The sequence below is a fragment of the Fibrobacter sp. UBA2449 genome, assembly GCF_002342555.1.
GTDB lineage: Bacteria > Fibrobacterota > Fibrobacteria > Fibrobacterales > Fibrobacteraceae > Fibrobacter.
On sequence record NZ_DDQF01000020.1, the window covers coordinates 159562 to 181606 of the forward strand.

General features: G+C 54.6%; 12 protein-coding genes and 1 tRNA gene. 10 read left to right on the plus strand and 3 right to left on the minus strand.

Annotated elements, in window-relative coordinates; all coding sequences use genetic code 11:
* Nucleotides 1–8: 8 nt before the first annotated feature.
* Nucleotides 9–1592: an L-aspartate oxidase gene (gene nadB, locus B4B27_RS13525; RefSeq protein ID WP_290727163.1), complete on the minus strand. Its 1584-nt coding sequence runs from the start codon at nucleotides 1590–1592 to the stop codon at nucleotides 9–11.
* A gap of 119 nt (nucleotides 1593–1711) precedes the next feature.
* Here nadB and B4B27_RS13530 point away from each other — a divergent pair, with 119 nt between their 5' ends.
* The 3 genes from B4B27_RS13530 to B4B27_RS13540 all read left to right on the plus strand — a co-directional run bounded on the left by B4B27_RS13530 (nucleotide 1712) and on the right by B4B27_RS13540 (nucleotide 5826).
* The gene (locus tag B4B27_RS13530; RefSeq protein WP_290727164.1) at nucleotides 1712–3637 is read left to right on the plus strand and encodes a peptidylprolyl isomerase; all 1926 of its coding nucleotides are present in this window, start codon (nucleotides 1712–1714) and stop codon (nucleotides 3635–3637) included.
* 76 nt (nucleotides 3638–3713) lie between these two features.
* Nucleotides 3714–3786: transfer RNA gene (locus B4B27_RS13535), tRNA-Glu, on the plus strand.
* A 72-nt stretch (nucleotides 3787–3858) separates the two neighbouring features.
* Complete coding sequence (locus B4B27_RS13540) at nucleotides 3859–5826, plus strand: FISUMP domain-containing protein (RefSeq protein WP_290727165.1); 1968 nt, start codon at nucleotides 3859–3861, stop codon at nucleotides 5824–5826.
* An 18-nt stretch (nucleotides 5827–5844) separates the two neighbouring features.
* Here the strand turns inward: B4B27_RS13540 and ligA are convergent, their stop codons facing one another.
* On the minus strand, nucleotides 5845–8016 hold the full coding sequence (gene ligA / locus B4B27_RS13545; RefSeq protein WP_290727166.1) for an NAD-dependent DNA ligase LigA: 2172 nt from the start codon (nucleotides 8014–8016) through the stop codon (nucleotides 5845–5847).
* A gap of 67 nt (nucleotides 8017–8083) precedes the next feature.
* On the opposite strand from ligA, the gene B4B27_RS13550 reads away from it, so the two are divergent.
* From B4B27_RS13550 to B4B27_RS13575, 6 genes are all read left to right on the plus strand, one after another.
* Nucleotides 8084–8959 (plus strand): hypothetical protein, encoded by an 876-nt coding sequence (locus tag B4B27_RS13550; protein ID WP_290727167.1) that lies wholly within the window; start codon nucleotides 8084–8086, stop codon nucleotides 8957–8959.
* Entirely contained in the window at nucleotides 8956–10281 is a 1326-nt protein-coding gene (locus tag B4B27_RS13555) for a hypothetical protein (protein WP_290727168.1), read from the plus strand. Before B4B27_RS13550 ends, B4B27_RS13555 begins: the two co-directional genes overlap by 4 nt.
* Nucleotides 10278–11114: an FISUMP domain-containing protein gene (locus B4B27_RS13560; RefSeq protein ID WP_290727169.1), complete on the plus strand. Its 837-nt coding sequence runs from the start codon at nucleotides 10278–10280 to the stop codon at nucleotides 11112–11114. Before B4B27_RS13555 ends, B4B27_RS13560 begins: the two co-directional genes overlap by 4 nt.
* Before the next feature lie 253 nt (nucleotides 11115–11367).
* Nucleotides 11368–15792, plus strand: coding sequence for a glutamate synthase large subunit (gene gltB, locus B4B27_RS13565; protein WP_290727170.1), 4425 nt, complete (start codon nucleotides 11368–11370; stop codon nucleotides 15790–15792).
* 15 nt (nucleotides 15793–15807) lie between these two features.
* Nucleotides 15808–17172, plus strand: a complete 1365-nt coding sequence (locus tag B4B27_RS13570; protein WP_290727171.1) for a glutamate synthase subunit beta — start codon at nucleotides 15808–15810, stop codon at nucleotides 17170–17172.
* Nucleotides 17173–17180: 8 nt separating this feature from the next.
* Nucleotides 17181–19259, plus strand: coding sequence for an NAD(+) synthase (locus tag B4B27_RS13575; RefSeq protein WP_290727172.1), 2079 nt, complete (start codon nucleotides 17181–17183; stop codon nucleotides 19257–19259).
* An 84-nt stretch (nucleotides 19260–19343) separates the two neighbouring features.
* Here the strand turns inward: B4B27_RS13575 and B4B27_RS13580 are convergent, their stop codons facing one another.
* Complete coding sequence (locus tag B4B27_RS13580; RefSeq protein ID WP_290727173.1) at nucleotides 19344–20750, minus strand: cellulase family glycosylhydrolase; 1407 nt, start codon at nucleotides 20748–20750, stop codon at nucleotides 19344–19346.
* A 515-nt stretch (nucleotides 20751–21265) separates the two neighbouring features.
* Here B4B27_RS13580 and B4B27_RS13585 point away from each other — a divergent pair.
* Nucleotides 21266–22045, plus strand: coding sequence for a GGDEF domain-containing protein (locus tag B4B27_RS13585; protein WP_290727174.1), 780 nt, complete (start codon nucleotides 21266–21268; stop codon nucleotides 22043–22045).

Here is a 22045-nt window from a genome sequence, read left to right on the forward strand (position 1 = left end):
TGTCTGCCCTACTTCTTGTCGTTCAGGTAAATCGTGTGGTGTTTCGTTTTCGGGTCGGGATTCGGGTAATCGAGGATGTAGTGCAGTCCGCGAGATTCCTTGCGGTGGAGCGCCGCAATCAGGATCATCTTCGAAACCTGGAGAGCGTTCAGGAATTCGATGAAGTAGAAGTTGTCCGTCTCCTTGTTCTTGACGGCGGCGTCCACGTCCTTTTCAAGCCCTTCGATAATTTTGAGTCCCTGGTTGAGTCCTGCGACGGTGCGGACGATTCCGCAGTGTGTCCACATTGTATCCTGGAGGATTTTTTTGCGCTTGTGCCAGTAGGCGCCCTTCGTGAAGGTGACGTGCTCTTTCTTGTTGGATTTTTTCACGTCGATCTTCGCATTGAGAAGTCCGCTTTCGAGGATGTTGTCGACGGCGCGGATGGCAAAGACGACGCTTTCGAGAAGCGAATTTGAGGCGAGGCGGTTTGCGCCGTGGACGCCCGTCGCGGCGACTTCGCCGCAGGCGTACAGGCCCTTGATCTCGGTCCTCGACCAAGTATCGACCAGTACGCCTCCGCACATGTAATGTGCGGCGGGCACCACGGGAATCCACTCCTTCGTGATGTCGATTCCTGCATCGAGGCACTTCGCGTAGATGTTCGGGAAGTGGCTCTTGATATCCTTCGGGGTGCGGCCGGAGAGGTCGATAAACATGTTGGGCTTGCCGAGCCGCTGCATTTCGCTGTGGATGGCGCGGGCCACGATGTCGCGGGGCGCGAGCGAATGGAGCGGGTGCACCTGGTTCATGAATTCTTCGCCCTTGTAGTTCTTGAGGATGCCGCCGAATCCGCGCACCGCTTCCGAAATCAGGAAGGGCTTCTTGAGGCTCGGGGCGTAAAGGCTTGTGGGGTGGAACTGCATGAATTCGATATCCTGGAGGGCAGCGCCAGCGCGTGCTGCAATCGCCATGCCGTCGCCACAGCTGTCGGGCGGGCACACGGTGTACTGCCAGATACGGCCAGCACCGCCGGTCGAAAGGATGGAAGCCTTTGCAAGCAGGTCTTCGACAAGGCCCGTCTTCTGGTGGATAATCTTTGCACCCACGCAGCGCTTGTTCTTGCCTTCGCCCTTGCAGATGAGGTCCTTGATATAGCAGTTCTCGATGTAATGGATGTTCTTGTGCTTGTGGAGCTCGGCGAGGAGCGCCCGCATGATTTCTTTGCCGGTGAGGTCCGCCGCATGCAAGATGCGGTGGTGGCTGTGGCCGCCTTCGAGGTGCAGGTCGAACTGTGTCTTGTCGGCGGGCGAGGGGGTGAACTGCACGCCCCACTTGACGAGCTGCTTGATGGTCGCGGGCCCGCTCTTGGTGAGGATGTTCACCGGCTCTTTTTTGCAGAGGCCGGCTCCCGCTTCGAGCGTGTCGTCAATATGGAACTTGAACTTGTCTGTCTTTTCGGTGACGGTCGCGATGCCGCCCTGTGCGTAGTTCGATGAACCATCCGGCTTTGCGCCCTTTGTTAAAATAACGACCGAGAGGCCTTTTTCTGCCGCGTGAATGGCGGCGGAGAGGCCGGAAATGCCGGCCCCGAGGACTAGAATATCGTACATGACCAAACTCCGTTGGTTGGTTTTATGTCCCAACGATAGAAAAAAAGAGCCTTCTTGATTATATATCGCATTTATTTGTTATATTTTGCCCCGACAAAAATTTCTATGGAGTCTAATCTATGTTAACGTGGATTAATGAAAAAGCTAAATGGGTCATCGTCATTTTCGCGGTGGGTATCGCTGTCGGTCTTCTTGCCATGGACCGCGTCCCCAAGACGGCGCAGAGCTATCCGATTGTGGAAGTGAACGGCCACAAGGTGTCTTCTGTCGAATTTGATACCCGTATCAAGATGATTCAGCAGAACCAGAATGGCGAACAGCACCTCGATGACGAACAGTATGCCCAGCTTCGTAACGACGTCCTTCGCTCATTCGTCCGTCAGATCCTGCAGGACGAACAGATTGAAAAAGCCGGACTGGCAGCCTCGGTTGTTGAACTCAAGGCCGAATTCAAGAACAATTCCAATGCTGTCCGTAGCCGCTTGGTGCAGGAAGCCCAGTACCGTCTTGCCGCTATCCAGCAGCAGGCGACTTCCCAGGAAGACTTGATGCAGCGCAGCCAGGCCTACATCGCCAGTCTTCCCAAGTTCATGGTCGATACCGCGGCCACCAAGGAAGATTACGAAGCTTGGCTCGAAACTCCCGAAGCTTTCAAGTGGGGCTCGATGCTCCAGATTGAAGAAGAACTCAAGACCAAGAGCGTTCCGATGCGTCAACTTCAAGTGCTGGTCGGGGCTTCCGTCCATCCGACTTCGCTCGAAGCCAAGTGGTCGGCCAACCGCCGCCTGACCGATTTCGATGTTGATATCGCTTTCGCTTCCAATAGCGATTTTGCCGTTGCCGACGATGTCGTCGATACCGCCATGGTGAAGGGCTACTTCAACGCTCACCAGGATAGCTTCTTTGTCGAAAACGATGCAGTGAAGTTCAATTACGTCGTGCTTCCTGTTGCGGCGACTGCCGGCGACGAGGAACGCATCCGCGAATACGCGATGACGATTTACTTCCAGCTTGCCGACACGTCCTCGACGGCTGATTTCGAAGAAATGGCCCGCATCTCTTCCGAGGACCCGGGCAGCGCTGCCAACGGCGGCATCCTGGAACAGCCCGCAGGCAAGGGTCTTTTCGTGCCTGAATTCGAGAAGGCCGCTCTCGCCCTTGATTCCGGTGCCATTTCCGAACCGGTTCGTTCCCAGTATGGCTACCATATCATCAAGAGCTTCGGCAAGACGACGGATTCTACCGGTGCCGTGACGGCCAAGGTCGGCCACATCCTGCTTGTCGTGAACGCATCCTCCGAAACGATTGACAGTCTCGAACGCATCCTGACGGGGATTAAGACCGAAGTCGATGCCGGAAAGGATTTTGCCGCTGCCGCCAAGGAACGCGGACTTGAAGTCAAGGAATCTGAATGGATTGGCCACAACGGAAGCATTTCCGCTGTCGGATACCTGAGGGGCCTTGTCTCGTATGCTTGGCCCAACGAAAACCTCCCGGACGAAAGCGGAATCGCTTCTCCGGTTCTCAAGAACAGCAAGTATGTCGCTTTGGCTGTGAAGGCTAAGGAACTCAAGGCTGGTGCCCGCGACCTGGATATGCATTTCGATGCTATCAAGAACAACCTGAAGGCCAAGAAGTCTGCCGCTGCCGCTGCCGCCTATCTCAACTCCGTCGCCGCCAAGGTGAAGGAATGGAAGGGCGCTGCCGATTCTACAAAGATCGAGAAGGTTAGCCTCCAGAACCAGAAGTCTTCTGCTGAAGGTTTCGTTCCCGGATTCGGTTATGCGAGCACGAACCTCTACAAGGTGCTCAATGGCCAGAAGGTTGGCGAATGGGGCCCGGTCATCGAAACGGAACTCGGTGCTGTCATGGTCCGCGTGAACAACAAGATCGAACCGGAAGCCTCCGCTGTCGAAACGGCCGTCAAGGACGAAGTTGAAAACAGCAGCCGTTTCGTCGGCATGACCGTGTTCAACGAGTTTGTCGGCAATCTCGAAAAGGGAACGCCTGTAGAGAGCAACCTGGACCTCTTCTACAAGGAATAAAAAAATTGCGTCGGCAGGTTCAAACCTGTTGACGCGGGTGTAGATTTTTTCTATACTTGTGCCGCTCGGCACACTTGCCCCTATCGTCTAGTGGCCCAGGACTCGGGATTCTCATTCCCGCAACAGCGGTTCGAGTCCGCTTGGGGGTACTAAAGAACTCATTTCGGTGAGTTCTTTATTTTTTTTGTGAAAATGGTGCTTTATTAAGTTATTTTATTTGCATGAAGAAGAAAGTGATAATTTTTGTGCTCTTGATGTCGACTGTGCTTTTTGCGGTTGAACCGATGCCGGACCTGGTGGACTCGCGAGACAAGCAGGTCTACAAGACGGTGCAGATAGGCGAACAGCGCTGGATGGCCGAGAATTTGCGCTTCAAGCTCAAGGGAACCGAATGCTACAACAAGCAGGAAGTGAATTGTGTGGAATATGGCCGCCTTTATACATGGGCGGCGGCGATGAGGCTTGTCGATTATTACAATTCCACATCCATTACCAAGCTTAAAAAGCGCGTGCACGACGTTTGCCCCGCGGGTTGGCATGTCCCGACCAACAAGGAATGGAAGAAGATGAAGTATTTTGTGGGCAAGACGGGAAAGAGCGACGGTGTGGGCATCAGCCTCAAGTCCAAGGATGGCTGGGACCGGGAATTGCGCCTGCCTTTCGGAAGCGACGAGTTTGGCTTCAATGCCCTGCCTGCCGGCGAAAAGTATTTCATCGGCGAGTTCATGGACAAGGGGGCGTCGGCCCAGTTCTGGGCGGCAACCGAGTACGATGCGGGCGGAGCTTATTTTTGGCGCTTGACATACGACTCCAAGTCATTCGACAAGGTTCTCGATACCAAGGACAACGCTGTTTCCGTCCGCTGCGTCGAAGACAAACTCTACAAGATCAAGGAGCCGCCTCCGCCTCCGGTTGTCGTGCAACCCGAGGTCATGAAGGTGCAGAACAGGGAAATTTACGCGATACATATCGGTGACCAGGTGTGGATGGCCAAGAATCTGGATGTGGATGTTCCGGGAAGCTTCTGCTATGGAGGCGATTCGGCGAACTGTGCGAAGTACGGCAGGCTCTACACCTGGGCTGCGGCGATGAAACTCCCGAACGACTACTCGGAATTGACTGCTCGCGATTCTGTCAAGCGCGTTCATCGAGGCGTGTGCCCTGTCGGCTGGCATGTGCCGAGCATCTATGATTTTGAGCGCCTGAATGCGTATATTCAGGACATAGATGACGCGGTGGCCGTGGGAACAAACCTCAAGGCGCGCGGTGTGTGGCCGGAAACGGAAAATTCGATGCCCGGTGAAAACGGGTTCGGTTTCAACGCGTTGCCGTCCGGTTTCTTGCCCGCTGTCTCTGCGTTTACCGGAAGGGATTCTGCAACCGGATTCTGGAGTACGGCCGAGAAGGATTCCGTGTCGGCCTTCTTCTGGTCGCTACGCTATGATGGCGACGACCTGTTGCGCGACAGTTCAGGAAAGGCAGCTGCCTTCCCGGTGCGCTGCGTGATGGATCCGCCCGGTATCGATGAAATTTACGACAGCACGGCGATTTACGATTCCCGCGACGAAAACCACTACAAGACGGTTCTCATCGGGAACAAGAGGTGGATGGCCGAAAACCTGCGCTTTGCCGCTCCCGGAAGCTTCTGCTACGAGGACAAGGATATTCGGTGCCGTAGCTACGGTAGGCTTTATCCGTGGCATGTGGCGATGAGACTTCCTGCCGACTTTATTGTTAATCCGGTCGAGGGCGCAATCCTGGAAGAACATCAGGGAATTTGCCCGGTTGGCTGGCATGTGCCTTCGCAGAAGGAATGGGACGAACTTGTCTCCAGTATCGCTCAGATTGGGAAGGGGAGTGTCGCTTCCGCGATGAAGATGCGCGAAGGCTGGGTCCGTGGCGGTGCGCCCATTACAGAAGTTTCTGGCTTTAACGCGATTCCTGCGGGGGCGCGCTACAGCGACGGCGAATTCATGGAACTCGGCTCCAGCGCCTATTTCTGGGAAGCGTCCGGCGGTGGGGACGTAGGCGCTGCCTACTGGAATCTCATCAACAGCAAGGATGAGCTGATGCGTGCGGAAGATTTTGAAAGCACGTCGTTTTCCCTGCGCTGCGTCCAGGATACACCTAGAGAAGCCGTGAATGATTCTCTGTTGCAGATGATGTCGCCGGAGCCTAACAAGCCTTGATGAAATAGCGAATCGGGCTTAGAATAAACTTAATTGACCGTTGGCGTCGGCGGCGGTTTTTTTGCTACCATCTTTTTCGACATTGGCGGAATCGGGGGGTTCGCCGCTATCGCCGCTATCGCCGCTATCGCTGTTCGCGATTTGTGCGAGGAGCCACGCCTCGTCGTGTACGGGAATCCCGAGTTCATTCGCCTTGGTGAGCTTAGATCCGGCGGCTTCGCCCGCGAGGACCCAGCTCGTCTTCTTGCTTACGGAACCCGATACCTTGCCACCGTTCTCTTCGATTAGCTTGCGGGCCTCATCGCGGTCCATGCTCGGGAGCGTTCCGGTGATGACAGCTGTCTGCCCCTGGAACAGCGTCTTCACGATGCCCTTGAATTCGGTGGGACAGCCGAGCGCAATGAGTTCTTCGACCTCGTTGCGGTAGCGTTCGGTGTGGAAGAAGTCGTAGACGGATTTCCCGATGCGTTCGCCCACGTCCGTTACGTTTTGCAGGTCTTCGACGGTGGCGGCGCGGATTTTATCGAGCGTGCGGAAGTGCTTGGCGAGATTCCTGGCGCTGGTGCGGCCCACGAAGCGGATGCCGAGGCCGTGCAACAGGTTTTCGAGGCTACGCTCCTTGGAGGCTGCGATGGCGTCGTAGACATTCTTCGCACTCTTCTTGGCCATGCGTTCCTGCGATTCAAGGTCTTCGAGCGTGAGGCGGTACAGGTCCGGAATGCGCTTGATTTTGCCCGTGGCAATCAGGCTTGCGATGAGGGCGGGGCCGAGGTTTTCGATGTTCATGGCCTCGCGGCTCACGAAATGTTCGAACAGGCATTGCACCTGCGCTGCACAGTGCATGTTTTCGCAGCGCAAAATCACTTCGTCGTCGATGTGGGTGAGCGGTTCTCCGCAAACCGGGCATTTTTCGGGTGCCTTTACGGGTTCGGCTCCGATAGGGCGGAGTTCCTTCTTGACGTCGGTGATTTTTGGGATGATTTCGCCGCCCTTCTCGACGCCGACGGTGTCGCCGTAATGCAGGTCCAGGCGTGAGACTTCGTCAAAGTTGTGGAGGGTGGCGCGTTTGACGGTGGTGCCCGCGAGGCGCACGGGGGCAAGGTTCGCGACCGGCGTCACGGCCCCGGTGCGGCCCACCTGGAATTCTACGGAGAGGAGCGGTGTGTAAGCGCGCTCGGCCTTGAACTTGTAGGCGATGGCCCAGCGCGGGCTCTTGCTTGTGGTACCGAGGGCACGCTGCATGGCAAGGTCGTTCAGCTTTACGACCATGCCGTCGATTTCGAAGGGGAGGCTGTCGCGGCTCGCTCCAATCTGCTCCGAAATCTTCATGATTTCATCGGTGGTGTCGGCAGTCCAGTAGTCGTTGGTGTGGAATCCGAGGCGCTTGAGCTGCAGCAGGTTTTCTTCGTGGGTCTTGTTGTTGCTCTGCGGAATGTGGTAGGCAAAGAAGCGCATCGGGCGCGTCTTGCATTCGGCGACACTCTTGAGCTTGAGCGAGCCCGAAACCGTATTGCGCGGGTTCTGGAAAATCTTCTTGCCTTCCAAGATAAACTGCTCGTTCAGGCGTTCGAAAGCTTCGCGCTCCATGTAGACTTCGCCGCGTACCTCGAATGTGCCCTGCGGGATTTCGCTCGGGTCAATCTTCAGCTTCTTCGCGTCAAAGTATTCGGGAATGTCCGCAATCGTAAGCGCATTTAAAGTCACGTCGTCGCCCTGGGCGCCGTCGCCGCGGGTGGCCGCCTGCTTCAAACGTCCATTCTCGTACACGATGGAGAGCGAAACGCCGTCGATTTTCCGCTCGCAGATCCAAGTGTGAGGTGCGAGGTCGCGACCTTCGGTCGCTTTGGGGTTTGAGGTTTGGGGTTCAAGGGCTGAAATTCCGTCCTCTGCTGCTTTCACGAATTCCGCCATCTCTTCGGCGCTGTACACGTTCGCGATGCTCAGCATCGGCACGGCGTGCGCGACCTTCGCAAAGTCGTTCGTCAAGTCGCTTCCAACCCGCTGCGTGAGCGAACCCTGCCCGCGCAGTTCCGGGTATTTCGCCTCGAGCGCTTCCATCTCCTTGAGCCCGAAGTCGAAATCCTGGTCGCTCATAGGGGAGACGCCTTCCTTGTAGTAAAGGCGGCTTGCTTCTTCTAGCTGTTTTTTCAGCTCGAAATACCGGGTGAGGTCAATCTCTTTCTGGTCCATTTTTATTGTCTCTTTTCGTTTTAAATATAAAAAAGATAGGGGAAAAATTATATTTTTTAAACAAACTATGCGAAAGATTTGCCTGCTGATTGTATTTCTTTGCGCTTTTGCCGCATGGGCGGACGATTATGTTGTTCTGTCGCCCAGTTTTGTACCGCAGGCGCTTTTGGCAAGGCAAATTGCTCCAGGAAGTTCGCGCATCTTTTCGTTCTCGACTTCTATTGGATCTTGTGATTACTGTAATATAACGGGGAATATCGTTAGCACTAGCGAGGATTTGCAAAGTCATTACTCGCGTGACAAGGTTGATGGGTCGAGCTTCCGCTTCGAAATGAACCTGGTCGATTTCAAATGGCCCAGAACAAAAAATACCGCGGGTGCGGAACATTGGGCAGGCCATCGTCTTGGTGGCGGATTGTTTTTGAATGCCTATTATTCTGCCCTTTTGAAAGTGGGTCTTTATCCCATGGTGGTTCAGTGGTTGGGCCCCCTTTATCTGGCGGCGACGTACGATCTGTCATACGGATGTTATTTTGGTTATGACGAAGATAATGCCATGACGACCGATGTCCATGAGAGTTTGCTTACGGGTAGCCTTAATGTCGGCGGCGGAACCATGGTGTTCATGAACAACCACGGCCTGGGCGTTGGACTCCATGGAGGACTCCGTCAGATGCACATTATCAATCCCGGTTCCCGCGTCTATACCGGTACCGACTACCGTACGGGGAATCGTATAGATCCGGCCCTTCAGGATGGCTACCATGTCGAGGACTGGATTTATTATTATGGTATTGATTTTGTTGGCTATACAAACATCCCGTTGTTAAAAGAGTCTAACACCAAAAATCATCAGGGGTATATATTCTCTTTCGAAATGGGAACGCGTCCGGACGATAACCCGCTTATTTATTGGGCTTTTTCAATGAGTCTGCTCTTATGACGGTCGGATTGAAAAATAAGGCGGCCCTGTTGTTGCTCCTTTTGGTTGCTGCATGTCTTGCTGGTTGCAGTTCCGTGATGCGTCCGCCTCCCGCGGCGGCCTATATGGATAGCTATGCGAAAGATGGTGCGGTCGGAAGTTTCGGATTGTCATATTATGCGGGCGACCTGGAAAATGGCAGACACGAGAACAATTCCTACAGCCATTACAGCTATGCCGAGTGGTGGGGCGACGTGAACCTTGCCAGCTATATTAGCGGAGGCTATTTTACATTTGGGCTGGGTTACCAGACATTTTCTCCGTTCATGCAGATGGGTTTTGTCTCTCCCTATTTGGGGCTTACGGCTTGGAGCAACATGAACGCGATTGTCATACCCGCAATAAAATCCGATGAGCGCGGTGCGCTGTGGCGTTATTCCGGCGGCGGAATGGCGATAGAACAGATTCCGTTGAACGACAACTGGAAAATCGGTTTTACGGAACACGTTTCTAGGAACGGCCGCGAAGTTTATTTTGTCGATGAAGACTGCTATTCGTTTGATTGCGGCATCCCGGTTCCGCGGCACCGCTTTTACACGGAAGTTGGCGGCGGATTCTATGTGTCAAAGAAAATTGGGAACGACAGCAGGGTTTCGCTGGAATTCCGGTATGGCCGCGACTTGGATGAAGACCGGAACCGCTTTGCTCTGACTTTGGATATCTGGTCATCCACCACGGCAACACTCGGCGGAAACGACGTGATGCGTTCGATGGCAAAAAAGAATGCCAAGAAAATGAGGGAAATTGATGCAGTATATGCCGACAGCTTGCGGGATGAAAATGGGAAAATCGATTCGCTGCATACCATCAAGCGTCAGTGGTTCCAGATTCCGGATTCCTTGAAAACCATGTCGCTTGCGGAACATCCGAGCGATTCCGTGACTGCGGTTACGTCCAAGGGGATCTGTTATGACGAAGGTTCCAGGAGTGTATGGCTCAAGCAGGATTACGGGAATACGGCCTACAGGGTGCCCGTCGATTCTTTCGATTATTGTCAACAGATGGAACGCAAGGTTCTTTTCTGGCCATCTTTGTTGGTCGGGACGTTGTCCTTCTTGCCTGGGGCTCTGGCGACCAATAGTGGTGTAGGGGGACTCATGATTGGCCTTGGAGTTTCTGTGGCTTATTGGGCCGTTTCGAATTTTGCGCTTGATCCCGAAGACCTCGTGCCGAAGGTCTATCCGGAATTGTGTTCCGAAAAACATTCTAGGGAAAATGTTCTCGCTTGGCTGAAACAGTACCCTTGCCGAAGCGAAATGCAATCGCAGGAGGCGGGAAAATGAGAGTGAATGCGAAATTCCTCTTGCTGGCCTTGTGCGTCTTGATGCTTGCCGCATGTCTCGACGAAGGTGTTGCGCCCAGGGATATCCGCGGGGATAAAAGGTACGATATCCCGGCCTCCAGTTCGAGCGTTGCCTCGAGTTCTTTTGTGCCCCAGTCGTCGAGTTCCAAAGAATCCTTATCGAGCTCCGAAGGAACTTCATCGAGTTCCCTTGAATCGTCTAGTTCTCAGCAATATACCGTCGGATATATTGCCCATGACGGTGATGCGGATTACAAGTTCACGTCCTTTATGGGGTTCACCTGGATTGCGAAAAACGAGGTCTCGGATTGCTACGATTTCTGGAGGTCCGACTGCGCGGATTCTTTGGGGGTCTGCTACGACATGGATGAGGAGAATTGCGCAGAGTACGGAAGGCTTTACACCTGGGCCGAGGCGATGCACCTGCCGGATTCGTGCAATTACACGCAGTGCGAATATTCGGAGAAGCAACGGAGCGTATGCACCGCTGGCTACCATGTTGCGACCTACCAGGATTGGCAGAATCTGGACTTTGTATTGGAAGAATCATGGGACTTTGAGAAGATGTCCTATTATCTGAAATCTTCTGACGAGTGGAACGGCGTAAATCAGTTCGAGTTTAACATATTGCCCGGCGGCTACCTGCAAGACGACGGATCGTTCGAGGGGCTAGGGGAGGCGACCCGGTTCTGGGCTCCGCATGATGGTGGGTTGTCGAACTTTATGTTATTTGACAATTCGGATAGCGCGACTTTCGTAACCAAAACACCGCCGGGACTTATTCGTGCCTATATCCGCTGCGTGCATGACTAGGAAAACGAGGGGGTATTCTCTCTTTTTCTTGTTTATTACGGAAATTGTAATAAACGCTATTTCTTTTACGTTTTTTGAAATTGAAAATTTGACTGAATTATAGAATTTGGTTTCTATTTTACATTTTATTTCCGCTTTTTCAATAATTGGCGGGTTGTACCGAGATTTGGCACGGTTTTTGCAAAGTCCTTTCGCAAAAATAGGATTAATGTGCGAATTTGAGAATGATTCGCAAATTTAGAAAAGGACGAGTATGAACGCTCAAGCTCTTTACGACCCGATGAACGAACACGACGCCTGCGGTGTCGGCCTGGTCGCCAATATTAATAATGTAGCCTCGCACCAGATTGTGCTGCAGGGCATTACTGTTTTGAAGAGGCTCATGCACCGCGGTGCAGCAGGTGGAGACCCGGAAACCGGCGACGGTGCGGGTCTCTTGCTTTCGATGCCCCACAAGTTTTTCCGCAAGGTGAACTCGGAACTGCCTGCCCGCTATGGTGTGGCGATGTTCTTTGTGGAGAATACGCTTGCGGCGGATGCCTTTGACGTAAAGATCAAGGAGATTGCCGCTGCCGAGAGCATGCCGGTGCTGAACTTCCGCGAGGTGCCGGTGAATGCCGACAAGATCGGTCGCACGGCCCGCGAGACTTTGCCTCATATCCGCCAGGTGTTCTTCGACGGTTCCGCTTTCGAATCCGACAGCGCGTTCGATATTAAGTTGTATGTTGCTCGCCGCCTGATGGAAAAGGCCTGCAAGGGCTTGTATGTTTGCAGCTGCAGCCGCCGTAGCATCGTGTACAAGGGCCTGCTTTTGGCAAGCCAGATCGAGGGCTTCTACAAGGACTTGAACGATCTTGATTTCGAGAGCCCGATTGCGCTTGTTCACCAGCGCTACTCCACGAACACGTTCCCCACATGGCCCTTGGCGCATCCGTTCCGCTACCTCGCTCATAACGGCGAAATCAATACCCTGCGCGGAAACCTCAACAGCCTGCGCGCCCGCGAGCCGCACCTGAAGAGCGATATTATCGGCGATGACCTGCAGAAGCTTTTGCCGCTCGTTCCGGCGGGGCAGAGTGACTCGGCCAGCCTTGACAACATGTTTGAGCTCCTCGTCGCTGCGGGTCGTAGCCTTCCGCATGCGATGATGATGCTCATGCCGCAGGCCTGGGGCAAAAAACATTACCTGGGTCGCGACGTGCGTGGGTTCTTCGAATACGAATCTATGCTCATGGAGCCGTGGGATGGCCCTGCTGCCGTGGCGTTCAGCGATGGCGTGAATGCGGGTGCGATTCTCGACCGCAACGGTCTTCGTCCGGCACGTTACACTCTGTGTAAAGACGGTCTTTTCGTGATGGCGTCCGAGACGGGCGTGCTTGACCTCCGCGATGACGAGGTGGAAGAAAAGGGCCGCCTCAAGCCCGGCGAAATCATTTATCTGGATTTGGAAAATCACCGCATCTTGAAGAATGCGGAAATGAAGGCGCAGGTGGCGAGAGCCAAGCCTTACCGCCGCTGGGTTGCCGAGAACAAGATGAGCGTTCGCGGGCTCTTTAGCGAAATCAATCCGTCCGACGTTCCCGAAGATATTCTGGTGCAGCAGAAGCGCTTTGGCTATTCTGCCGAAGACCTGAGCGTCATCTTGCAGCCTATGGCCAAGAACGGAGCAGAGCCGATTGGCTCCATGGGTAATGATGCCGCGCTTGCCGTGCTTTCGGACAAACCGCAGCCGCTGTTCAACTACTTCAAGCAACTGTTCGCTCAGGTGACTAACCCGCCTATCGACCCGATTCGCGAAGAGCTGGTGATGAGCCTTACGACATACATCGGGAACCACGGCAACATTCTGGAAGAAACTCCGGAACAGGCTCACCTGATTAAGATTCCGCGCCCGATTGTGACGGAAGATGAAATCCGCCGCTTTGAAAATATCGGCGACAAGGCGTTCAAGGCGAAGGTGCTCAAGATGCAGTTCCCGCTGGGCGGTGACGGTTCCGTGCTGGAAGCGGCGCTCCAGAACCTCGCCGGCGATGCCGTGCGTGCCGTGCAGGACAACTACGACATCATCGTGCTTTCGGACAAGAACATTGACTGGGGCTACGTGCCCATGCCTTCGCTCCTCGCGACGGCTTGCGTGAACCGTGCCCTGGTGGAAGCGGGTGTTCGCCCCGAAATCGGCTTGATCGTGCAGAGCGGTGAAGTGCGTGAGGTGATGCACTTTGCCCTGCTCCTCGGTTACGGTGCAACGGTCATCAACCCGTATCTTGCCTTCGAAAGCATTACTAACATGTGCCACAACGGCGACCTGGATGTGGACCCGGTGACGGCTGCTGCAAATTATGTAAAGGCTGTTGATAAGGGACTGCTCAAGATTATGAGCAAGATGGGTATCTCCACGCTCCGCAGCTACCGCAGCGCCCAGATTTTTGAAGCCGTGGGCTTGAATCACGAGCTCATCGAGAAGTTTTTGCCGGGTACCGCAAGCCGTATTGAAGGTATCGGCCTCGAGGAAATTGCCCGCGAAGTGGGCGAGCGTCAGAAGATTGCCTTTGCCGATGCAAGCAAGGTTCTGCAGTCGGGCGGCCAGTATGCATTCCGCAAGGAAGGCGAAAAACACCTGTGGACTCCGCAGTCTCTTGCCGCGTTCCGCCAGGCGGTGCAGGGAGGCGATTACGAGAAGTTCAAGGTCTATAGCAAGCTGATTAATGACCAGTCCGAACGTCAGGCAACGTTGCGCGGTCTATTCAAGTTCAAGAATGCGACCCCGATTGACATTAGCGAAGTCGAAACTCGAGAATCTATAGTGAAGCATTTTGTGGCGGGCGCCATGAGCCTTGGCTCCTTGAGCCCCGAAGCCCACGAGACCATCGCCATTGCCATGAACCGCATCGGTGCCATGAGCAACTGCGGTGAAGGTGGCGAGGACCCTGACCGCGATACTCCGGCCGCTAACGGCGATATCCGCAGTTCTGCCATTCGCCAGGTTGCTTCGGGCCGCTTTGGCGTGACCATCGACTACCTGCGTCATGCGAAGGATTTGCAAATCAAGATGGCTCAGGGCGCAAAGCCCGGTGAAGGTGGCCAGTTGCCGGCCCACAAGGTGAACGAGTTCGTGGCACGTATCCGTCACTCCATCCCGAATGTGTCGCTGATTTCTCCTCCGCCGCACCATGATATTTACTCCATCGAAGACTTGGCGCAGTTGATTTACGACTTGCGCAATGCCAACCCGAAGGCCCGTGTTTCCGTGAAGCTCGTATCCGAAGTAGGTGTGGGTACGATTGCCGCGGGTGTCGCGAAGGCTCATGCCGACGTGGTGCTGATTTCCGGCCACGATGGCGGTACGGGTGCATCTCCGCTGACCTCCATCAAGCATGCCGGCCTCCCCTGGGAACTGGGCATAGCCGAAGCAGAACAGACGCTGGTGCTGAACGATTTGCGTGGACGCATCAAGCTCCAGGTGGATGGCCAGCTCAAGACGGGCCGCGATGTGGTGGTGGCCGCCCTCCTCGGTGCCGAAGAATTTGGCTTTGCAACGAACCTGTTGGTCAGCCTTGGTTGCGTGATGGACCGTAAGTGCCATACGAACCAGTGCCCCATGGGTATCGCCACGCAGGATGCGGACTACCGCAAGCGCTTTGCGGGCAAGCCCGAGTACGTAGAAAACTTCCTCTTCTTCATTGCTGATGAAGTCCGCGAGATTCTTGCAAGCCTTGGCCTGCGCTCGTTGGCAGAAGCCTGCGGCCGTAGCGATTTGCTGGAACGCGACGAGGCGATTGCCTTCTACAAGGCTCACAACCTCGACTTCTCCAAGATTTTCGAGACCGTGGGTGGCGGCATCAAGTCCTTCGACAAGAACTTCGTGAAGGAAGAACTGGTGAACTTCGACCGCCGTGAACTTCTGCCGTTCGTGGCCGATACGCTTAAGAGTGGCAAGGCTGTAGAACTCTGCACGGTGGTGCACAACGTTGACCGTACGGTGGGTACGGAACTTTCCGGCGAGGTGGATGAACGCTTTGGCGTGAAGGGCCTTCCCGAAGATACCATCAAGATTCACCTGCAGGGTGTCGCGGGCCAGAGCTTCGGTGCGTTCCTCGCTCCGGGTATCACCCTCGATTTGCAGGGTGAAGCCAACGACTTTATGGGCAAGGGCCTTTCGGGCGGTAAGATTATCGTTCGCCCGCCCAGCAATGCAAGCTTCAAGGCCGAAGACAACGTGATTGCGGGTAACGTCATCGGTTACGGCGGAACTTCGGGCAAGATCTTCATCAACGGTCTCGCTGGCGAACGCTTTGGCATCCGTAACTCGGGTATGCTCTTGGTAAGCGAAGGCGTGGGCGATCACGGCTGCGAATACATGACTGGCGGTCGCGTGGTTGTGCTCGGTCGCGTGGGCGTGAATTTCGCCGCGGGTATGACGGGTGGCTTTGCCTACGTCTACGATGAGACGGGCCACTTTGACCTGAGCTGCAACGTGGATTCCGCCGATTTGGAAAGCGTACTTCCGGGCACCGAGAGCGAAAGCGAACTGCTCGATATCATCAAGCAGCACGTTGAAGCGACGGGCAGCGAGAAGGGCAAGCGCATTCTCGAGAACTGGAATAGCGAACGTCCGAAGTTCGTGAAGATATTCCCGGTGGATTACAGGAACGCTCTTTTGAAGGCCCAAAAGGCATAGGGATTTGAGGTTAATATGCAGGAAATCAACCGAATTGCAGACATCTACCGCCCTGTCGAAGAGCGTGTCAAGGACAACAACGAAGTCGAGCGCAAGCTCACCTCGATCGAGGTCATCAATCAGGCGGGCCGCTGCCACACATGCGGAATCCCGTTCTGCCATGGTGCGGGTTGCCCCCTCGGTAACCTCGTCCCCGAATTCAATGCGGCTGTTGCCGTGGGGAATGCGGAACGCGCTTACGATATCATCAGCAAGACGGCGTTCTTCCCGGAGTTCACGGGCCGCGTTTGCCCGGCGCTTTGCGAATCCGCCTGTACCGGCAACGTACATAACGATCCGGTGATGGTGCGCCAGATCGAGAAGTTCATCATCGAGACCGCCTTTGAGGAAGGTCGCGTGGTGCTCCCGACTGCAGAACCCAACGGCAAGTCTGCCGCGGTCATCGGCTCGGGTCCTGCAGGCTTGTTTGCTGCCGAGGCGCTCCGCCGTAAGGGCTATGCTGTCACTGTTTTCGAGAAGCAAGCGAAGGCGGGTGGCCTGCTGCGTTACGGCATCCCGAACTGGAAGCTTGACAAGTCCATTATCGACCGCCGTATCGCCTTGCTCGAAGCTGCCGGAATCAAGTTTGTCTACAATACCGAAATCGGTAAGGACATCGCGGCGGAATACATCCATAAGAATTATGACGAAGTGTTCCTTGCAATTGGAACGCCGAATGCCCGCGACTTGAAAATCCCGGGCCGCGAAGCCGAAGGTATTTTCCTTGCTCTCGACTTTCTGCACGGTGCCGAAATGCCGGGTGAAAAGAATCCCGAAAAGTTCAGCGCCAAGGGCCGCAAGGTCTTGGTGATTGGCGGTGGCGATACGGGTAACGACTGCGTGGGTAAGGCCATCCGTGAAGGCTGTGAAAGCGTGCTCCAGGTGGAATTCATGCCCAAGCCTCCCGAGGAACGTTCCCCGTCCACGCCGTGGCCCGATTGGCCGTACATGCTGCGCACCAGCTATGCCCAGCATGAAGGCGGTGAGCGCCGTTGGAATGTTTCTTCCAAGCAGTTCATCGTGAAGGACGGTCGCGTGGCTGGCGTGGAAGCGGTTCGCGTGGAATGGGAAATGTCCCCGCAGGGTCGCCCGCTCAAGCCGAACGAGGTCCCGAATTCTACCGAAGTCATCGATACCGACCTGGTGGTGCTCGCCATGGGATTCACCGGCGTGCCTGCCGAAGGCATCGTGAACGACCTGGGCCTGCAACTCACCCCGCGTACGGCGATTATCGCAGATCCTGCCCGACACATCCATGCGGTGGGCGACTGTGCGAATGGCGCCTCCCTCGTGGTACGCGCCATGGCCGACGCGAAGGCGAAAGTCGCGGCGCTCAGGTAACGGTTTATATGTTCGGATTTTACCGGTTCGCATGTGTTTCTCCGGTGTTGAAGGTGGCCGATACCGCCTACAATACCGAAGAAATTATCAGGAGCGCGAAAATTGCTGCCTCTAACGGGGCGGCTTTTGTCGTTTTCCCGGAACTTTGCATTACGGGCTATACTTGCGGCGACTTGTTCCACCAGGAACTGCTTTTGCAGAACAGCACCCGTAGCTTGCTGAAAATCGCGGAAGATTTAAAAGATTGTGACTCCGTGGTTGCTGTGGGGCTGCCTCTCCGGATTTTTGGTCGCCTATATAACTGCGCCGCCTTTGTGCAGCGCGGCAAGGTGATTGCGGTAACGCCCAAGATACACTTGCCGAACCAGCGTGAATTCTACGAGAAACGTCATTTTTCCAGCGGGCGCGATTTGTTGCGCGGGGCATGTGGCGCTTCGGCAGGGAGTGTTGCGGGCACCGTGACGTGCTTTATAGAAGGCGCAAGCGAAGTACCTATCACAAATTTCATCACCGTGAGCGGCCGCGCATCTGGCGGTCTGAATTGTACATCTAATAATCTGAATTGCGCTTCTTGTAGCGATGGTTCCGAGGTCCGCGTAGGTGTGGAACTTTGCGAAGACTTGTGGACACCTGCGCCACCCAGCGGGGAGCTCGCCCTTGCGGGTGCGAACGTCATCGTGAATCTCTCTGCAAGTGATGCGCTGGTAGGCAAGCGCGATTACCGCAGGAACTTGGTGATGAACCAGTCGGCGCGTTGCATGGCGGCTTACGTGTATGCCTCTGCCGGAGTGCACGAATCTACGACGGACATGGTCTTTAGCGGTCATTTGATGATAGCAGAAAACGGTAGCATGCTCGCCGAAAGCAAGCCGTTCTCGCGGGAAACCGAAATCGTGTATGCCGATGTGGACGTGGAGCGTCTGAATATGCAGCGCCTGAGTGAAGGCAGCTTCCAGGATTTTGACAGCCGTGCCATTATTGCGCGGGCGGCGACTCTTGAAGGCTTGCGTGGTTGCGATACGCTCCAGTACCGTTGTGTTTCGCCGACGCCTTTCGTTCCCGGCTCACTTGAAACCCGCGATACATCTTGCACCGAAATTTTCAACATACAGTGCGCGGGGCTTGCCAAGCGCCTAGAGGCGACCCGAAGCAAGCGTGCTGTAATTGGCCTGAGTGGCGGGCTCGATTCTACGCTTGCGCTTCTTGTGGTTGCGGAAACATTCAAACTGCTGAACCGCCCTGCAAAAGAAATTCTTGCGCTCACGATGCCCGGATTCGGGACAACACATCGCACCAGAAACAATGCGGTTGAACTTGCGAAACTCCTGGGCGTGGAACTCCGCACCGTCGATATCCGGAAGGCATGCCTCCAGCACTTTGTCGACATCGGGCACGACCCGCAAAAGTTTGACGTGACTTACGAGAACGTACAGGCCCGCGAACGCACGCAAATCCTGATGGATATTGCGAACAGCGAAGGCGGGATTGTCATTGGTACGGGAGACCTCTCCGAAATTGCGCTTGGCTGGAGCACCTACAATGCCGATCACATGTCCATGTATGCGGTGAACTGCGATATTCCCAAGACCCTCGTGCGCCATATCGTAAGCTGGTATGCCGACCGCTCAGTTCAAAACCTGAATCAAACCGGCGCGGAACTTTCCCCCAGCGAAACCGGCGCGCATCTTGAAACCCGCGAAAAAGGCGCAGAACTTGCCGCAGTCCTCCGTGACATCCTCGACACGCCCGTCTCTCCGGAACTCTTGCCCGCCGATTCAAACGGCCAGATTGCGCAAAAGACGGAGAGCATTCTCGGTGCTTACGAACTCCATGACTTTTTCCTTTACCATTTTGCGAAATACGGCGCCTCTCCCGAAAAGCTCCGCTACCTTGCGAAATACGCCTTCAAGGGCAAGCATACTGACGAAGAAATCGACAAGGCGCTCGCCATCTTTATCAGGCGTTTCTTTACGCAGCAGTTCAAGCGCAGTTGCATTCCCGACGGCCCGAAGGTCGGTACCATCTCGCTATCGCCTCGTGCCGACTGGCGCATGCCCAGCGACGCGAGCGCTTCTGACTGGCTTTAATACGGTGCTCCTTGCTTAAAAAACATAGAAAATCCCGGAGGCCGTAGCCTCCGGGACTTCTCTCTCTTTGGTGTAAACAATGTCTTAGCGGACCTGGAAACGGACCTGCTTCATGTTTGCGCCCTGGCGTACACGCACCAGGTAGGTTCCTGCCGGGAGCGTCTCGAGGGCAATCCCGTTGATACCCGATGCGAGCAGCATCTTCTTCTGCAGGCGGGAATTGCCGAGGATGTCGAATACGTCGATGCTCGTCTCGCCGCTGGCGGTCGACTGAAGCATGAGCGTGCGGTTTACGACGGACACGTTGAAGCGGTCGCTGTTCATGTCGAACGAGATGGCCGAAACGGAGGAAGAGCTTTCGGGAACATTGGCCTTGCAGGCGGTGTAGCTTGTGGGGTTGGAGGCAAGGTAGCCCTTGACCATATTGCCGGAAGTGGTGTACTGGAGCGAGTTTTTGGAGGAAGAACCTTCAAAGGCGGCGGTTCCTTCGCTTACTTTTGAAGCACTCCAGTTTGCCCATGAAAGCTGGTTCCCGTCCATCCAGTTTTGCCAGCTTGTATTGCGGCTCTGGTCCGGGTTGCCACCGCCGTCGGCATTGGCGGTACCCCATTCCGAAACGAATACGGAAAGACCGGCATCGATTGCCTGCTGTGCGTTGGCGCCTTCGCAAGGAGTGTTCCAGGACGTCTGCCCGCTCCAGCAGTGGGAATTGGCGTAATAGTGGAAGGTGTAGGCGATGTTTTCGCCGGAGACGGTATTGCCGATGGCCTCCTGCGGATTCTGGTCGTACTGCCTGTTGCCCACGAGAATCAGGTTGTCGGAATACTGACGGATAACGGGCACAATCTTTTCGGCGTAAGACTTAATCGTGCTCCAGGAAATGTCCTTGGGCTCGTTGAAAAGTTCAAAGATGACGTGGTCGTACTTGCCCCACTTCTGGGCCATTTCGGTAAAGAACTTGGTGGCGTTGCTCACCTCTTCGTTGGCCTGGTGCGAATGCCAGTCGATAATGACGTAGATGTCGTTTTCGATAGCGGCTTGCACGACGGTGTTCATGATGTTCGTCTGGAATTCGGGGTTGCTTGCGTAGCCGGTGATGTGCTTCGACTTGTCATCGCCGCAGCTTTCCGTGCCGTCGAGACAGCCCCACCAGTCGTCGCTGGTCGTTCCCATGGCGGCGCGCACAATCTGGATGTTCATGTCGCGAACCATGGTGGATATGCCTTCGGGAGTCCAAAATTCGGTCGCCTTGGGAACCATGCTCCAGTAAAGGCTCATGCCGCGTACCTGCACTTCCGCTCCGTCCTTCACGCCATCACAGCTGCCGTAGATACGGCCCTTGCCCTGGGAGTTCTTGCCGGTCATCAACTGACCGTACTGGCTAACGGGCCCCACGCGGGTCGGGGCAATAGTCTGTGCGAGGGCCGAAGCGGCGAGCGCAGATGCCATTGCGGAAACGAGTGCGATGCTTTTGAAAATAGAATGCGACATGCAAACCTCCATACATTGTCTATAATATATCTGCATTTGCAGAATTTGGACCAAAAAAACCAAAAAAAGGTGTTTACGCAAGAAAACGAGTGATTTTCCGCATATTTCTCAAAAAAAGATGTTTTTTTTAATAAAAACTTTTTATTATTAAAATGTTATTTGGGTCTGTGATGACTTTTTACGTGACGATAAATGTCCTCTGCTCCATCATAATCGTAATCATGATCGTTATGATGAAGTTTGGGGTTATGCATGAGACTGAGCAGAAGATATTCTTCAATCTCTGCGTCCAATGCCTATTGTTCTTTTTCCTGGATGTTTTCTGGGTCCTGCTGGACGGTGCTGGTTTTGCTGGGGCTAGAACGTTAAACCTGTGCGTGAATGCGGCCTATTTTTCACAGCTAGGAATATTGTGTTTCTTTTGGAGTCGGTATTCCTTCTTCCTTGCCGAGTATAGGATTCGTTCGACCGATCTGCGCATCCTTTATTGTTCTCCACTGTTTATCAATGTCGCGATGTCTGTCGCCTCTATTTGGACGGGCTGGTTTTTCAATGTCGATGCGGATGGGCGCTACCATCGCGGCGACATCCTCTTTATCAATGTCCTGCTGGTATTCCTCTACCTCCTGACATCGTTCTTTGTGGCCTTTTTCATGGTCAAGCGCAAGAAGAACGTGGTAAAGAAAAACCGCCTTTATGCAGTGTCTGCGCTCGGCGTCATCCCTTTTTTGACCGAAATCCTTCAAATACAGCTTCCTGGTCTCTCCATCATCTGTGCGGGAACGACGATTGGCCTTATTGTGGTCTTTGTCGAAATCCAGAAGGAGATGATTTCCATCGATCCTCTTACGAAGCTTAATAACCGTAACCAGGCGAGCCTCTATTTGGATGCCCGTTTCAAACAGACGGTGCCCGGCAAGCGGCTTTACCAGTTCGTGATGGACCTTGACAAGTTTAAGCAGATCAACGACCATTATGGCCACATAGAAGGTGACCGGGCCCTTTTGGCGGTTGCCAATGTTCTTAAAGAAGTTTGCGGCCCGAGGGGGCATTTTATATCGAGATTTGGCGGTGACGAATTTGTCGTTTTCGCGAATCTTTCTACGGACACGGCGGCGAAGGCACTTTGCGAAACTATTTCGGCAAGGCTTGCCGAGGAGTCTAGCGGTTTCCCCTTTAAGCTGTCGATGAGTTTTGGTTTTGCTTTCCGGAATCCGGGCGAAAGCGAGCAGGAACTGTTTGCCAGGGCGGATTCTGCCCTCTACGAAGCCAAGACGGCGAGGGAGGCCGGCTAG

What these genes read in the sequence shown, in the direction of transcription:
- nadB (WP_290727163.1), bottom strand. Translation starts at nt 1,592, where the DNA reads ATGTACGATATTCTAGTCCTCGGGGCCGGCATTTCCGGCCTCTCCGCC.
- B4B27_RS13530 (WP_290727164.1), top strand. Translation starts at nt 1,712, where the DNA reads ATGTTAACGTGGATTAATGAAAAAGCTAAATGGGTCATCGTCATTTTC.
- B4B27_RS13540 (WP_290727165.1), top strand. Translation starts at nt 3,859, where the DNA reads ATGAAGAAGAAAGTGATAATTTTTGTGCTCTTGATGTCGACTGTGCTT.
- ligA (WP_290727166.1), bottom strand. Translation starts at nt 8,016, where the DNA reads ATGGACCAGAAAGAGATTGACCTCACCCGGTATTTCGAGCTGAAAAAA.
- B4B27_RS13550 (WP_290727167.1), top strand. Translation starts at nt 8,084, where the DNA reads ATGCGAAAGATTTGCCTGCTGATTGTATTTCTTTGCGCTTTTGCCGCA.
- B4B27_RS13555 (WP_290727168.1), top strand. Translation starts at nt 8,956, where the DNA reads ATGACGGTCGGATTGAAAAATAAGGCGGCCCTGTTGTTGCTCCTTTTG.
- B4B27_RS13560 (WP_290727169.1), top strand. Translation starts at nt 10,278, where the DNA reads ATGAGAGTGAATGCGAAATTCCTCTTGCTGGCCTTGTGCGTCTTGATG.
- gltB (WP_290727170.1), top strand. Translation starts at nt 11,368, where the DNA reads ATGAACGCTCAAGCTCTTTACGACCCGATGAACGAACACGACGCCTGC.
- B4B27_RS13570 (WP_290727171.1), top strand. Translation starts at nt 15,808, where the DNA reads ATGCAGGAAATCAACCGAATTGCAGACATCTACCGCCCTGTCGAAGAG.
- B4B27_RS13575 (WP_290727172.1), top strand. Translation starts at nt 17,181, where the DNA reads ATGTTCGGATTTTACCGGTTCGCATGTGTTTCTCCGGTGTTGAAGGTG.
- B4B27_RS13580 (WP_290727173.1), bottom strand. Translation starts at nt 20,750, where the DNA reads ATGTCGCATTCTATTTTCAAAAGCATCGCACTCGTTTCCGCAATGGCA.
- B4B27_RS13585 (WP_290727174.1), top strand. Translation starts at nt 21,266, where the DNA reads ATGTCTGTCGCCTCTATTTGGACGGGCTGGTTTTTCAATGTCGATGCG.